The following is a 13,094-nucleotide window of genomic DNA, read 5'->3' on the forward strand; positions in this document are numbered from 1 at the left end:
ATGGCTCTGAAGAATTATAACCCGACTTCGCCGGCGCGGCGTGGCCTGATCCTGGTGGACCGTTCCGGTCTGCACAAGGGTGGTCCCGTCAAGGCGCTGACCGAAGGCAAGCGCAAGACCGGCGGCCGCAACAACAAGGGCCACGTGACTTCGCGCGGCATCGCGGGCGGCCACAAGCAGCGTTATCGTATCATCGATTTCAAGCGCCGCCTGTGGGACGTCGACGGCACCGTGGAGCGGATCGAATATGATCCCAACCGCACCGCTTTCATCGCGCTGATCAACTACGGCGCGGACGAGAACGGCAAGGATCGTCTGGCTTACATCATCGCTCCCCAGCGCCTCGGTGTTGGCGACAAGGTGATCGCGGCCAAGAAGACCGACGTGAAGCCCGGCAACGCGATGGAAATCGGCCAGGCTCCGGTCGGCACGATCGTCCACAACGTTGAGATGAAGCCCGGCAAGGGTGGCCAGATCGCACGTTCGGCAGGCACTTATGTGCAGGTCGTCGGTCGTGATCGCGGCATGGTGATCGTTCGCCTCAACTCGGGTGAGCAGCGCTACGTCCGCGGCGAGTGCATGTGCACCGTTGGCGCCGTGTCGAACCCCGACAACGGCAACACCAACCTCGCCAAGGCTGGCCGCAACCGCTGGAAGGGCATTCGCCCGCTGACCCGCGGCGTCGCCAAGAACCCGGTCGACCATCCGCACGGCGGTGGTGAAGGCCGGACCTCGGGCGGCCGTCATCCGGTCACCCCGTGGGGCAAGCCGACCAAGGGTGCGCGCACCCGTCACAACAAGGCGACGGATAAGTTCATTATCCGCAGCCGCCACGCGAAGAAGAAGGGCTAACCCATGGCTCGTTCAGTCTGGAAGGGTCCGTTCGTCGACCTTCATCTGCTCAAGAAGGCAGAGACCGCACAGGAAGCGTCGGGCCGTGGTGGTCCGATCAAGACCTGGTCGCGTCGTTCCACCATCCTGCCGCAGTTCGTCGGCCTGACCTTCAGTGTCTACAACGGCCGCAAGTTCGTGCCGGTGTCGGTCAATGAAGACATGGTCGGCATGAAGCTCGGCGAGTTCGCGCCGACCCGGTATTTCCCGGGCCACGCCGCCGACAAGAAGGGTAAGCGCTAAGATGTCGAAGCCCAAAGCTCCCCGTCGCGTCAGCGACAATGAGGCGCTGTCGGTTGGCACGCAGATCCGTGGTTCGGCGCAGAAGCTGAACCTGGTGGCGGCGCTAATCCGTAACCGCAAGGCCGGCGACGCGATGAACATCCTCGCCTTCAGCAAGAAGGCGATGGCGGTGGACGCGCGCAAGGTGCTGGCTTCGGCCATCGCCAATGCCGAGAACAACCACAACCTCGACGTCGACGCGCTCGTCGTTGCCGAGGCGTCGGTCGGCAAGTCGATCACCATGAAGCGGTTCCACACCCGTGGCCGCGGCAAGTCCACGCGCATCCTGAAGCCGTACAGCCGGCTGCGGATCGTTGTGCGCGAAGTGCAGGAAGAGGCGTAACTCATGGGTCACAAGAGCAACCCCATCGGTCTGCGCCTGCAGATCAACCGCACCTGGGACAGCCGCTGGTTCGCCGAAGGCGCGGACTATGGCCGCCTGCTGCTGGAGGATCTGAAGATCCGCCAGTACATCATGAAGACGCTGCCGCAGGCCGCGATCTCCAAGGTGGTGATCGAGCGTCCGGCGAAGCTGTGCCGCGTCAGCATCTATGCTGCGCGTCCCGGCGTGATCATCGGCAAGAAGGGCACGGACATCGAGAAGCTTCGCAAGAAGCTCGGCTCGATGACCAGCTCGGACGTGTCGCTGAACATCGTCGAGATCCGCAAGCCTGAAGTCGACGCCAAGCTCGTCGCGCAGGGCATTGCTGACCAGCTGGAGCGCCGTATCGCGTTCCGCCGCGCCATGAAGCGCGCCGTTCAGTCGGCGATGCGTCTGGGCGCCGAGGGCATCCGCATCAACTGCGGCGGCCGTCTGGGCGGCGCCGAGATCGCGCGGTCGGAATGGTATCGTGAAGGCCGCGTTCCGCTGCACACGCTGCGCGCGAACATCGACCATGCCGAGGCGCAGGCCCACACCGCCTATGGCGTGTGCGGCGTCAAGGTCTGGATCTTCAAGGGCGAGATCCTGGGCCATGATCCGATGGCGACTGATCGCCTGAACATGGAATCGCAGACGTCGGGCGTACGCCCGGCGCGCGATGACCGTCGCTAAGGGTTAGGCACAATGCTGCAACCGAAAAAGACCAAGTTCCGCAAGGCCTTCAAGGGCCGGATCAAGGGCGAGGCCAAGGGTGGCGCGACCTTGAACTTCGGGTCGTATGGCCTGAAGGCGATGGAGCCGGAGCGGATCACCGCACGCCAGATCGAGGCGGCTCGCCGCGCGATCACGCGTCACATCAAGCGCCAGGGGCGTTTGTGGATCCGCATTTTCCCGGACGTTCCGGTGTCGAGCAAGCCTGCCGAAGTCCGCATGGGCTCGGGCAAGGGCGCGCTTGAATATTGGGCCGCTCGCGTCAAGCCGGGCCGCATCCTGTTCGAGCTGGACGGCGTTCCCGGCCCGCTCGCAGCGGAAGCGTTCGAGCGTGCGGCGATGAAGCTGCCGATCAAGACCAAGGTCGTGGCCCGCCTCGGCGACACGTCGCACCTGGAGGGTTGAGTAACATGACCAAGGCAACCGATCTGCGCGCGAAGAGCGACGATCAGCTTGGCGAGGAGCTGGGCAACCTGAAGCGAGAGGCGTTCAACCTCCGTTTCCAGGCGGCAACCAGCCAGCTCGAGAAGCCGAGCCGCGTGAAGGAAGTCCGTAAGGACATCGCGCGCATCAAGACGCTGCAGTCCGAGCGTTCGCGCTCGGCTGCGAAGTAAGAGGACAACGAATCATGCCGAAGCGCGTGCTGACCGGGCAGATCGTGTCCGACAAGGGCGACAAGACGGTGGTCGTGAACGTGGAGCGCAAGGTCAAGCACCCGCTCTACGGCAAGATCATCCGTCGCTCGAAGAAGTATCACGCCCATGACGAGGCGAACGAGTACAAGGCCGGCGAGACCGTGCGCATCGAAGAGACTGCGCCGATCAGCAAGCTGAAGACCTGGAAGGTGATCGAGCGGGTGAACACCCACGCGACCCCCGAGCGGGCCGACATCGCTTAAGTCCGTCAGGGCTCAAAAGTTCAACTGGAACCGCCGGGCATCGTCCCGGTAGGCCGAACGAGAAGGAACCGGATCGATGATCCAGATGCAGTCCAATCTCGACGTCGCAGACAATAGCGGCGCGAAGCGGGTGCAGTGCATCAAGGTGCTGGGCGGGTCGAAGCGTCGCTTCGCCGGCGTGGGCGACGTTATCGTCGTCAGCATCAAGGAAGCACAGCCCCGCGGTAAGGTGAAGAAGGGTGACGTGCATCGCGCCGTCATCGTCCGCACCGCCAAGGACGTCCGCCGCGCCGATGGCTCGGTGATCCGCTTCGACGGCAACGCTGCCGTCCTGGTCAACAAGAACGAGGAGCCGATCGGCACCCGTATCTTTGGCCCGGTGGTCCGCGAGCTGCGCTCGAAGGGCTTCATGAAGATCATTTCGCTCGCCCCTGAGGTGCTGTGATGGCTGCTGCCAAGATCAAGAAGGGTGATCAGGTCATCGTCCTGTCCGGTAAGGACAAGGGCAAGACCGGCGAAGTCACCAAGTCGCTTCCGAAGGACGGCAAGGTCGTCGTCGGCGGCGTCAACATCGCGGTGCGCCACCGCAAGCCGACCCAGACCAACCCGCAGGGTGGTCTGGAGCGTTCGGAAGCGCCGCTGCACGTCTCCAAGGTTGCGCACGTGACCAAGGACGGCAAGGCGACCCGCGTCCGCTTTGAAGAGCGCGACGGCAAGAAGGTGCGCGTTGCGGTCAAGACCGGGGAGGTCATCAATGGCTGACACCTACACGCCGCGCATGCGGAAGCTCTATGACGACGCGATCGCCAAGGCGATGACCGAGAAGTTCGGTTACAAGAACGTCATGGAAGTGCCGAAGATCTCGAAGATCGTGCTCAACATGGGCGTCGGCGAAGCCACCCAGGACAAGAAGAAGGTCGATCAGGCCGCTTCTGAAATGGAGCTGATTGCTGGCCAGAAGCCGGTCGTCACCAAGGCGAAGAAGTCGATCGCGCAGTTCAAGCTGCGTGAAGGCATGGCGATTGGCTGCAAGGTCACGCTGCGCCGCGAGCGGATGTACGAGTTTCTCGACCGCTTCATCACGATCGCGCTCCCGCGCGTTCGCGACTTTCGCGGGCTGAACGACAAGTCGTTCGACGGCCGTGGCAACTATGCCTGCGGCATCAAGGAACAGATCGTGTTCCCCGAGATCAACTATGACCGCATCGACAAGGTGCGCGGCATGGACGTGATCGTGACCACCACCGCCAAGACCGACGAAGAGGCTCGCGAGCTTCTCCGTCTCTTCGGCTTCCCGTTCCCGCGCGATGCGGACGGCGAAGCGAAGCAGGCAGCGTAAGGGAAAGAGAACTTAAGTCATGGCGAAACTGAGTTCCGTGAACAAGAACGAGCGTCGCAAGCAGCTGGTGAAGAAGTACGCCGGCAAGTATGCGAAGCTGAAGGCGATTGCGAACGACAAGTCGCTCGACGAGACCGAGCGTCTGATCGCGCGTCTCAAGATGGCCGAGATTCCGCGCAACGGGAATCCGACCCGCATCCGTAACCGGTGCGAGTTGACTGGTCGTCCGCGCGGTTACTACCGCAAGTTCCGTCTGGCGCGCGTGATGCTGCGCGATCTGGCCAATAAGGGCCTGATCCCCGGCGTCACCAAGTCGAGCTGGTAAGGGTTAGAAGATGGCATTGACCGATCCCCTGGGTGATATGCTCACCCGCATCCGCAACGGCCAGCGCGCGCGCAAGGACTCTGTCCTGACGCCTGCGTCGAAGCTGCGCGCTCGCGTGCTCGACGTGCTTCAGCGCGAAGGCTATATCCGTGGCTACAGCGAAGAGCAGATGGGCCCCGCGGCCGGCATCCGCATCGAGCTGAAGTATTTCGAGGGTCAGCCCGCGATCAAGTCGATCGCGCGCGTCTCGAAGCCGGGCCGCCGCGTCTATTCGGGCTCGAAGGAGCTGCCGAAGATCCGCAACGGTCTGGGCATCACCATCGTTTCGACGCCTCGCGGCGTTCTGTCGGACGCTGAAGCGCGCGACCAGAACGTTGGCGGCGAAGTGCTCGCGGAGGTGTTCTGATGAGCCGCACCGGTAAGAAGGCGATCACCGTTCCCGCTGGCGTCACCGCCAGCGTCGAGGGCGGCCAGATCAGCGTCAAGGGGCCGAAGGGCACCCTGACGATGCCGACCGCCGATGACATCTCGTACGAGGTGGTCGACGGCGCGATCAACGTGAAGCCTGCAAATGACACCAAGCGCGCCAAGGCGTTCTGGGGCATGCAGCGCACGCTGGTGCAGAACCTGGTGACGGGCGTGAGCGAAGGCTTCTCGAAGAAGCTGCTCATCACCGGCGTCGGCTATCGCGCCAACGCGCAGGGCCGGAAGCTCAAGCTTCAGCTCGGCTATTCGCATGACGTCGATCTCGAAGTGCCGGAAGGCGTCGAGGTCAAGACGCCGGATCAGACCACGGTCGAGATTTCGGGCAACGACAAGCAGAAGGTCGGCCAGTTCGCGGCCGAAATTCGCCGCTGGCGGAAGCCGGAGCCCTATAAGGGCAAGGGCATCAAGTACGAGGGCGAGTTCATCTTCCGCAAGGAAGGGAAGAAGAAGTAATGAGCAAGGGTCTCTCTCTCTTCGAGAAGCGCCGCCGTCGCAATCGCACGGCGCTCAAGGCGCGTGCAGGCAGCCGTCCGCGGTTGTCGGTGCATCGTTCGGGCAAGCACATCTATGTTCAGGTGATCGACGACGCGCAGGGCAAGACCCTCGCCGCCGCTTCGACCCTGGAAAAGGATGTGCGTGGCACGACCGGCGGAAATGTCGACGCCGCGAAGGCTGTCGGCGCCCGCATCGCGGAAGCCGCCAAGAAGGCCGGCGTAACGCAGGTTGTGTTCGACCGTGGCGGTTTCCTGTTCCACGGACGCGTCAAGGCGCTGGCGGATGCCGCCCGTGAAGGCGGATTGGAGTTCTAAGATGGCGGATGAAATCAACACGACCGTAACGCCGGTCGAAGGCGCCGCCGCTCCTGACGCGGGCGCACCGCGTGGTGGCCGTGGCGGCCGTGGCCGTGGTGGCCCGGGCGGCGGTAACAATCGTGGCGGCCGTGACAACCGTGGCGGTCGCGACAATCGCGGTCGCGGTGGTCCTGGCAGCGACGACGGCGGCGAAGAGCTGATCGAGAAGCTGGTTCACATCAACCGCGTCTCGAAGACGGTGAAGGGCGGCAAGCGCTTCGGCTTCGCGGCGCTGGTCGTCGTGGGCGACGGCAAGGGCCGTGTCGGCTTCGGCCATGGCAAGGCGCGCGAAGTGCCGGAAGCCATTTCGAAGGCGACCGCAGCTGCCAAGAAGGCAATGGTCCGCGTGCCGCTGCGCGAGGGCCGGACCCTGCATCATGATGGCCGTGGCCATTTCGGTGCCGGCAATGTCACCGTCCGTTCGGCGCCTCCGGGTACCGGCATCATCGCAGGCGGCCCGATGCGCGCTGTCTTCGAGAGCCTGGGCGTTGCAGACGTCGTGACCAAGTCGGTCGGCACGTCGAACCCCTACAACATGATCCGCGCGACCTTTGAGGCCCTGGGCGACCAGACCTCGCCGAAGGCAGTGGCGCAGCGTCGTGGCAAGAAGATCGCCGATCTGCTGGGCCGTGGCGGCTCGCAGACCGCCGAGGCTGATGCCGCGGCGATCACGGAGTAATCGCGATGGCGAAGAAGGAAGCAGCGGCGAAGGCCGGCACGGTGAAGGTGACCCAGACCGGGTCGCCGATTCGCCGCACCAAGGATCAGCGCGCGACGCTGATTGGCCTGGGTCTCAACAAGATGCATCGTACGGTCGAGCTGCAGGACACCCCCGAGGTGCGCGGCATGATCCGTAAGGTACACCACATGGTGAGCGTCGAGGGCTAACGCCTCCGGCACCTTTCCAGGTGACAGATGAAGGAGAGGGGGCTATCGGCCCCCTTTCCGGTTTCCGGACTCCCCGGGAATCGAGCGCGACAAAAGCGAAAGCGAGTGCAGACAATGAAACTGAACGACCTCAAGGATAATGATGGCGCCCGCAAGGGCCGGATGCGCGTCGGACGCGGCATCGGCTCGGGCAAGGGCAAGACCGCAGGCCGCGGCCAGAAGGGTGCCAAGGCGCGCTCGGGCGTTGCGATCAACGGCTTCGAGGGCGGCCAGATGCCGCTCCACATGCGTATCCCGAAGCGCGGCTTCAACAATCCGTTCGGCAAGGACTATGCCGAGGTCAATCTGGGCGCGATCCAGAAGCTGGTCGACGCCGGCAAGCTGACCGCGACCGACATCGACCACGCCGCGCTGAAGGCCGTTGGCCTGGCACGCGGCGGCAAGGACGGCGTCCGCCTGCTCGGCAAGGGCGAATTCAAGGCGAAGCTGAGCTTCACGGTTGCCGGCGCGTCGAAGGGCGCGATCGAGGCAGTCGAGAAGGCCGGTGGCAAGGTCACGATCCCGACGATCGTCCCGGCCGCCGAGAAGCATGCCGCAAAGCATCGCGTTAAGCAGAAGGCCATTGCCGAGCTGAAGGCTTCGGGCAAGAAGGCCGCCAAGGCGTAACCCATTTGCATCACCCCGGGGCAGGTGCGCCGGGGATGATTGCCCAACGGGTTTCATGCCCTATATGAGCGGCGGGGTGGCGGAAGACGCTCCTCCGCCGCTTTGGTTTCCAGGATATTTGCGCATATGGCATCCGCAGCCGATCAACTCGCATCCGGCCTCAACCTGTCCAAATTTGGTCAGGCCACCGAACTCAAGAAGCGTCTTTGGTTTACCCTTGGCGCACTGATCGTCTTCCGGATGCTGAGCTACGTGCCGCTGCCCGGCGTCGATCCGACCCAGCTGGGCCTGCTGGCGCAGCGCACCCAGGGCGGTGTGCTCGATTTCTTCAACACCTTCTCGGGCGGCGCGCTGGAGCGCATGTCGGTGATCGCGCTGGGCGTGATGCCGTACATTACCGCCTCGATCGTCGTTCAGCTCGCCACTTCGCTTTCGCCGGCGCTTGCCGCGATCAAGAAGGAAGGCGAGAGCGGACGCAAGAAGCTCAACCAGTACACCCGCTACGGCACCGTCGCGCTCACCGCGATCCAGGGCTATGTCATCGCGGCGGGCCTTCAGGCAGGGGTCAACGGCATCTCGCCGGTGATCCATCCCGGACCGCTCTTCATCGTCGGCGCGGTCGTCAGCCTGATCGGCGGTACGCTGTTCCTGATGTGGCTGGGTGAGCAGATCACCAACCGCGGCGTCGGCAACGGCATCTCGCTGATCATCATGGCGGGCATCGTCGCCCACCTGCCGACCACCCTGGTTCAGCTGTTCGAGGGCGGTCGCAGCGGTTCGATGAACCCGGTGACGCTGGTCCTGATCCTCGGCGCCGTCGCGCTGCTGGTCCTGTTCATCTGCTTCATGGAGCGCGCCCAGCGCCGCATCCTGATCCAGTATCCCAAGCGACAGACGCAACGTGGCGTCCAGTCGGAGCGCAGCCATCTGCCGCTCAAGATCAATACCGCGGGCGTGATCCCGCCGATCTTCGCCAGCTCGCTGTTGCTGATGCCGCTGACGATCAGCCAGTTCGCTGGCCAGCAGCAGGCCGGGCAGGGCTGGTGGGGCGACTTCATCATCAGCCTCAACCAGTATCTCCAGCACGGATCGCTGGTGTACATGCTGCTCTATGGCGCCGGCATCATCTTCTTCTCGTTCTTCTACACCGCGGTGGTTTTCAACCCCGAGGAAACGGCGGACAACCTGAAGAAATATGGCGGGTTCGTCCCCGGCATCCGCCCGGGCAAGAACACCGAAGCCTATTTCGACTATGTGCTGACGCGCATCACCGTGATCGGTGCGGCGTATCTGACCATCATCTGTCTGGCGCCCGAATGGCTGGTTTCCCAGCTTTCGATCCCCTTCTATCTGGGCGGCACCAGCCTGTTGATCGTGGTCAACGTGACGATGGATACGGTGACCCAGATCCAGTCGCACCTGCTGGCGCACCAGTATGGCGATCTGATCAAGAAGGCGAAACTGAAGGGCGGCCGCCTCCGCTAGGTTCGGGCACCGTCCCTCCGAGCTTGTCGGGGGGCTGGTTTTCCTTTCTGGCGACCAGAGAAGAACGGTGCTTCGACAGGCTCAGCACGAACGGGTTTTGGGGGTAAGGGAGAGCATGAACATCATCCTGTTGGGGCCTCCGGGGGCCGGCAAGGGCACCCAGGCGTCGCGGCTCGAGGACGAGCGCGGCATGGTCCAGCTTTCGACCGGCGACATGCTGCGCGCCGCGGTGAAGGCCGGCACGCCAGTCGGTCTCAAGGCGAAGGCAGTGATGGAAGCGGGCGAGCTCGTTTCCGACGAGATCGTCAGCGGCATCATCGGCGAAAGCCTGGATGGCCTCGGCGACAAGGGCGCGATCTTCGATGGCTACCCGCGCACTGCCGCACAGGCGGAATCGCTGGACACCATCCTCTCGGACCGCGGCCGCACGCTCGACCATGTGATCGAGCTGGTGGTGGACGAGGACGCGCTGGTCGAGCGTATCACGGGTCGTTTCACCTGCGCCACCTGCGGCGAAGGCTATCATGACAAGTTCAAGCTCCCCAAAGTCGAGGGCAAGTGCGACCAGTGCGGCGGAACCGAGTTCAAGCGCCGGCCCGACGATAATGAGGAAACGGTGCGCACCCGCATGGCGGAGTATCGCGCCAAGACCGCGCCGATCCTGCCGATCTATGAAGCGCGCGGCCTGGTGAAGCGCGTCGACGGCATGGCCGATATCGGCCACGTCACCGAGGCGATCGAGGCGATCCTCGACGGCAGGGCGTAAGCCCGGGCGTCACGACGCAAGGGAAGGGGGCTTCGGCCCCCTTTTTCTTTGGCGTTCCAATATCCCGCAGGATCATCAACAGGGTTGCCGCGTCCAAACCGCAAGATCGGTCGAGCATGCTATGGCCAAGAGCCGCTAGCTGGTGCCGCCACGGAGGAAGGGACGATGAAGGCGGCGCTTCAAAACTACCGGACGCGGATGCTGCGGGTGCTGGACCATATCGATCGGCATCTCGATGGCGATCTGGATCTGGAAGCTGTGAGCCGGGTCGCGGCCTTCTCCAGGTTTCATTTCCATCGGCAGTTCACGGCGACCTTCGGGGTGTCCGTGCATCGCTATGTCCAGCTTGTCCGGCTGAAGCGTGCTTCGCATCGGCTGGCGTCCGGGGATGCTCAAAGCGTCACGGACATCGCGATGGATGCCGGTTACGACGCGCCGGATGCCTTTGCTCGCGCCTTTCGGCAACGGTTCGGGCAATCTCCGTCGTCGTTCCGGAAGTCCCCCGACTGGGGACCGTGGCTTGCGGCCTTCGGGCCTCTCGACAATGCGAGGAACAAGCTCATGCAGATACTCTTTACCCCCGAAGACGTGATGATCCGCGATGTGCCGCCGACCACCGTAGCGATGATCGAGCATCGTGGAGACCGCGAAACGCTCGGCGATACGATCCAGCGATTCCGAGACTGGAGCAAGGCGGCCGGCCTGTCGCCCGAGACGAACCCCAGCTTCATGGTCTTCCGGTCCGAGCGGAATCCGGCGAACCCGGCCGACTACAGCATGGACCTGTGCGTCGGGACGGATCGGCCGATCGAGCCGGACGACGCGCATATGAAGGCCGGCGTGATCCCCGGCGGGCGTTGTGCGGTGCTGCGCTACCCCGGCAATACCAACAATCTCGAGCCCGCCGCGCTCTACCTCTATCGCGACTGGCTTCCGGACAGCGGAGAAGAAGCCCGGGATTTCCCGATCTATTGCCAGCGACGGCTGTCCCTCATTCCGGAGGTGCCGGCCCACGAAGTCATCGTGGAGCTGTTTCTGCCGCTGAAATAGGGGCCCGGCGGGCCGGGAGTGCCCGGCTCACTCCGGAATGACGATCTCGCTACTCGTCTTGACGCGGTCGAGCGCGATCAGACTGCGGAAGCTCGCGACTGCTTCATTCGCGTTGAAGAGGCGGCGGGTGAGCGCCTCATAGGCCGGCATGTCGGGTGCGACGATCACCAGCACGAAGCTGATCCCGCCGGTCACGTAATAGCATTGTTGGACCTCGGGTGTGGCATTAAACAGCATGCGGGCAGCGTCGGCGGTTTGCTGATGCTCGTTGACCATCTGGACCTCGACGATCGAAGTGATGGTCATCGCGACCGCATGCGTGTCGATGATGGCGACGTTGCGCTGAATGATGCCGGCATCCTCCATCGCCGCGATGCGCCGCTGCACTGCGGCGGGGGAGAGGTTCACCGCTTCGCCGATCCGGCGCTGGGGTGTCTTGTTGTCGTGCTGAAGGATCCGCAGGATGGCGCGGTCGAAACCGTCCAGCGTGCGCTTCGTGGTGGTCGATCGGGTCATAGCCGGGTTTTTGTTGCATTTTGGACCCCGATCAAGGGCGCAAATCCCGCCAATTCGCCGCTATTCCCCGCCGATCGCAAAGCATGAGGTCGATCATGGAGCTAGCCGTCGTGTCGCCGTCCAACACCCGCTTGGGCATCATGTTCGGCATGGGCGCCGGTGCCTTGTGGGGACTGGTCTTCCTGGCGCCGGAGTTAGCAGGGCAGTTCTCGCCGCTCCAGCTCGCGATCGGCCGCTATCTTGCCTATGGCCTGTTGTCCGCTGCGCTGATCGCGCCGCGCTGGCGCACGTTGATGGGGATGCTGACAGGGCGCGACTGGCTCTCACTGGTCTGGCTCTCGCTGGCGGGAAACACGCTCTATTACGTCCTGCTGTCGGCAGCGGTGCAGAATGGCGGGATCGCGATGACTTCGCTCGTCATCGGCTTCTTGCCCGTAGCGGTGACGATCATCGGCAGCCGCGAATCGGGGGCGGTTCCGCTGCGTCTGCTGGCGCCGTCGCTGCTGCTTTGTACTGCCGGGGTCGTTTGTATCGGTTGGCAGGCCGTGGCCGCGCCTGCAGCGGGGCCGGCGCAACTGACCGGACTGCTGTGTGCGATCGGCGCGCTGGTGTCCTGGACGGCGTTTGCAGTGGGTAACAGCCGCTGCCTTGCTCGGCTCGGACGGGTGTCCGCGCAGGACTGGAACCTGCTGATGGGTCTCGTCACCGGCGCGCAGGCGGTAGCGCTGATCCCGGTGACCCTGTCCTTCGAGCCGATCGATCATGAGGCGGCGGCGTGGCTTCAGCTGGCAGGCGTTTCGATCGGGGTCGCGTTACTCGCCTCGATCGTTGCCAACTCGCTGTGGAACCGGATGAGCCGGCTGCTGCCGCTGACCATGGTCGGGCAGATGATCCTGTTCGAAACGGTGTTCGCGCTGATCTACGGCTTCCTGTGGGAGCAGCGGCTGCCGCTTCCGCTGGAGATCGCCGCGTTCGGGCTCGTGGTGGCCAGCGTCCTGTCTTGCATCGCTGCGCATCGACGGCACAGCGCCCTTGCTGTGCCGCATTGAAGGGGCCGCCGTCCCGAAGGCTGGCGGCCCTCAATCCTCAGCCTTCCGAGGGAATGGTGTTGACCATCCACGGCACACCGAACTTGTCGACCAGTGAGCCAAAGCCCGGAGACCAGAAGGTCTCGGCGAAGGGCATGACGACGCGGCCGCCTTCGGACAGCGCGTCGAACCAGCGCTGGGCTTCGTCCTTGTCCTCGCTGTGCAGGGTAACGTCGAAGCCGTTCTTGGGCTTGTCGATGTTGGGTGCCCATTCGATGTCCATGTCGGCGCCCATCATCGACTGGTCGCCGACATCCATCCAGCAGTGCATCAGCCAGTCCTTCTTGTCCTCGGCGACCGGCATTTCGGGCGGGGCGTCACCATAGGGCATGGCGGCCGTGATCGTTCCGCCGAGGACTTTCGCGTAGAATTCGAAGGCTTCGCGGCACTGGCCCTGGAAGCTCAGGCTGGTCACGATCTTCATGACAGGCTCTCCTTGGTTCGGCCGCTTCGCGCGGCGCTGCCGCACT

At 64.0% G+C, this 13,094-nt stretch carries 23 protein-coding genes; 21 read left to right on the top strand and 2 right to left on the bottom strand.

Annotation, left to right across the window (positions count from 1 at the left end; translation table 11 throughout):
* From rplB to AC07NK_RS08845, 20 genes are all read left to right on the top strand, one after another.
* Complete coding sequence (gene rplB, locus AC07NK_RS08750; protein ID WP_447723945.1) at positions 1-852, top strand: 50S ribosomal protein L2; 852 nt, start codon at positions 1-3, stop codon at positions 850-852.
* A 3-nt stretch (positions 853-855) separates the two neighbouring features.
* Positions 856-1,134 (top strand): 30S ribosomal protein S19, encoded by a 279-nt coding sequence (gene rpsS / locus AC07NK_RS08755; RefSeq protein WP_254294775.1) that lies wholly within the window; start codon positions 856-858, stop codon positions 1,132-1,134.
* Between the two features lies 1 nt (position 1,135).
* On the top strand, positions 1,136-1,516 hold the full coding sequence (rplV, locus tag AC07NK_RS08760) for a 50S ribosomal protein L22 (RefSeq protein ID WP_495170189.1): 381 nt from the start codon (positions 1,136-1,138) through the stop codon (positions 1,514-1,516).
* 3 nt (positions 1,517-1,519) lie between these two features.
* Positions 1,520-2,227, top strand: coding sequence for a 30S ribosomal protein S3 (rpsC, locus tag AC07NK_RS08765; protein WP_495170190.1), 708 nt, complete (start codon positions 1,520-1,522; stop codon positions 2,225-2,227).
* Positions 2,228-2,239: 12 nt separating this feature from the next.
* The gene (gene rplP, locus AC07NK_RS08770; protein ID WP_332723224.1) at positions 2,240-2,671 is read left to right on the top strand and encodes a 50S ribosomal protein L16; all 432 of its coding nucleotides are present in this window, start codon (positions 2,240-2,242) and stop codon (positions 2,669-2,671) included.
* A gap of 5 nt (positions 2,672-2,676) precedes the next feature.
* Positions 2,677-2,880, top strand: a complete 204-nt coding sequence (gene rpmC, locus AC07NK_RS08775) for a 50S ribosomal protein L29 (protein ID WP_254294779.1) — start codon at positions 2,677-2,679, stop codon at positions 2,878-2,880.
* 14 nt (positions 2,881-2,894) lie between these two features.
* A complete protein-coding gene (gene rpsQ / locus AC07NK_RS08780; RefSeq protein ID WP_066574429.1) occupies positions 2,895-3,164 on the top strand; it encodes a 30S ribosomal protein S17 in 270 nt (89 codons plus the stop codon).
* Positions 3,165-3,240: 76 nt separating this feature from the next.
* Positions 3,241-3,609: a 50S ribosomal protein L14 gene (rplN, locus tag AC07NK_RS08785; RefSeq protein WP_066574426.1), complete on the top strand. Its 369-nt coding sequence runs from the start codon at positions 3,241-3,243 to the stop codon at positions 3,607-3,609.
* The gene (gene rplX / locus AC07NK_RS08790; RefSeq protein WP_447723951.1) at positions 3,609-3,926 is read left to right on the top strand and encodes a 50S ribosomal protein L24; all 318 of its coding nucleotides are present in this window, start codon (positions 3,609-3,611) and stop codon (positions 3,924-3,926) included. The genes rplN and rplX overlap by 1 nt, the downstream gene beginning before the upstream one ends.
* Positions 3,919-4,503 (top strand): 50S ribosomal protein L5, encoded by a 585-nt coding sequence (rplE, locus tag AC07NK_RS08795; RefSeq protein WP_495170191.1) that lies wholly within the window; start codon positions 3,919-3,921, stop codon positions 4,501-4,503. Before rplX ends, rplE begins: the two co-directional genes overlap by 8 nt.
* A 19-nt stretch (positions 4,504-4,522) precedes the next feature.
* Complete coding sequence (rpsN, locus tag AC07NK_RS08800; RefSeq protein WP_495170192.1) at positions 4,523-4,828, top strand: 30S ribosomal protein S14; 306 nt, start codon at positions 4,523-4,525, stop codon at positions 4,826-4,828.
* Between the two features lie 10 nt (positions 4,829-4,838).
* Positions 4,839-5,234, top strand: coding sequence for a 30S ribosomal protein S8 (gene rpsH, locus AC07NK_RS08805; protein ID WP_331029828.1), 396 nt, complete (start codon positions 4,839-4,841; stop codon positions 5,232-5,234).
* Positions 5,234-5,767 carry a 50S ribosomal protein L6 gene (gene rplF, locus AC07NK_RS08810; RefSeq protein WP_495170193.1) on the top strand — a complete coding sequence of 178 codons (534 nt, stop codon included), beginning with the start codon at positions 5,234-5,236 and terminating at the stop codon, positions 5,765-5,767. The genes rpsH and rplF overlap by 1 nt, the downstream gene beginning before the upstream one ends.
* Complete coding sequence (rplR, locus tag AC07NK_RS08815; protein WP_495170194.1) at positions 5,767-6,123, top strand: 50S ribosomal protein L18; 357 nt, start codon at positions 5,767-5,769, stop codon at positions 6,121-6,123. Before rplF ends, rplR begins: the two co-directional genes overlap by 1 nt.
* Position 6,124: 1 nt before the next feature.
* The gene (gene rpsE, locus AC07NK_RS08820) at positions 6,125-6,844 is read left to right on the top strand and encodes a 30S ribosomal protein S5 (RefSeq protein ID WP_495170195.1); all 720 of its coding nucleotides are present in this window, start codon (positions 6,125-6,127) and stop codon (positions 6,842-6,844) included.
* A gap of 5 nt (positions 6,845-6,849) precedes the next feature.
* Positions 6,850-7,053 (top strand): 50S ribosomal protein L30, encoded by a 204-nt coding sequence (rpmD, locus tag AC07NK_RS08825; protein WP_495170196.1) that lies wholly within the window; start codon positions 6,850-6,852, stop codon positions 7,051-7,053.
* A gap of 114 nt (positions 7,054-7,167) precedes the next feature.
* The gene (gene rplO, locus AC07NK_RS08830) at positions 7,168-7,719 is read left to right on the top strand and encodes a 50S ribosomal protein L15 (RefSeq protein WP_495170197.1); all 552 of its coding nucleotides are present in this window, start codon (positions 7,168-7,170) and stop codon (positions 7,717-7,719) included.
* Between the two features lie 126 nt (positions 7,720-7,845).
* Complete coding sequence (secY, locus tag AC07NK_RS08835; protein ID WP_495170198.1) at positions 7,846-9,204, top strand: preprotein translocase subunit SecY; 1,359 nt, start codon at positions 7,846-7,848, stop codon at positions 9,202-9,204.
* A gap of 115 nt (positions 9,205-9,319) precedes the next feature.
* Complete coding sequence (locus AC07NK_RS08840) at positions 9,320-9,970, top strand: adenylate kinase (protein ID WP_495170199.1); 651 nt, start codon at positions 9,320-9,322, stop codon at positions 9,968-9,970.
* 165 nt (positions 9,971-10,135) lie between these two features.
* On the top strand, positions 10,136-11,020 hold the full coding sequence (locus AC07NK_RS08845) for an AraC family transcriptional regulator (RefSeq protein WP_495170200.1): 885 nt from the start codon (positions 10,136-10,138) through the stop codon (positions 11,018-11,020).
* 27 nt (positions 11,021-11,047) lie between these two features.
* Here AC07NK_RS08845 and AC07NK_RS08850 read toward each other — a convergent pair whose 3' ends face one another.
* On the bottom strand, positions 11,048-11,536 hold the full coding sequence (locus tag AC07NK_RS08850; RefSeq protein ID WP_495170201.1) for an Lrp/AsnC family transcriptional regulator: 489 nt from the start codon (positions 11,534-11,536) through the stop codon (positions 11,048-11,050).
* Positions 11,537-11,631: 95 nt separating this feature from the next.
* On the opposite strand from AC07NK_RS08850, the gene AC07NK_RS08855 reads away from it, so the two are divergent.
* Entirely contained in the window at positions 11,632-12,585 is a 954-nt protein-coding gene (locus AC07NK_RS08855; RefSeq protein ID WP_495170202.1) for a DMT family transporter, read from the top strand.
* Positions 12,586-12,622: 37 nt separating this feature from the next.
* Here the strand turns inward: AC07NK_RS08855 and AC07NK_RS08860 are convergent, their stop codons facing one another.
* Entirely contained in the window at positions 12,623-13,048 is a 426-nt protein-coding gene (locus tag AC07NK_RS08860) for a VOC family protein (RefSeq protein ID WP_495170203.1), read from the bottom strand.
* Between the last annotated feature and the right edge of the window lie 46 nt (positions 13,049-13,094).

It is taken from the genome of Sphingomonas sp. GW821-FHT09B04 (assembly GCF_059418285.1).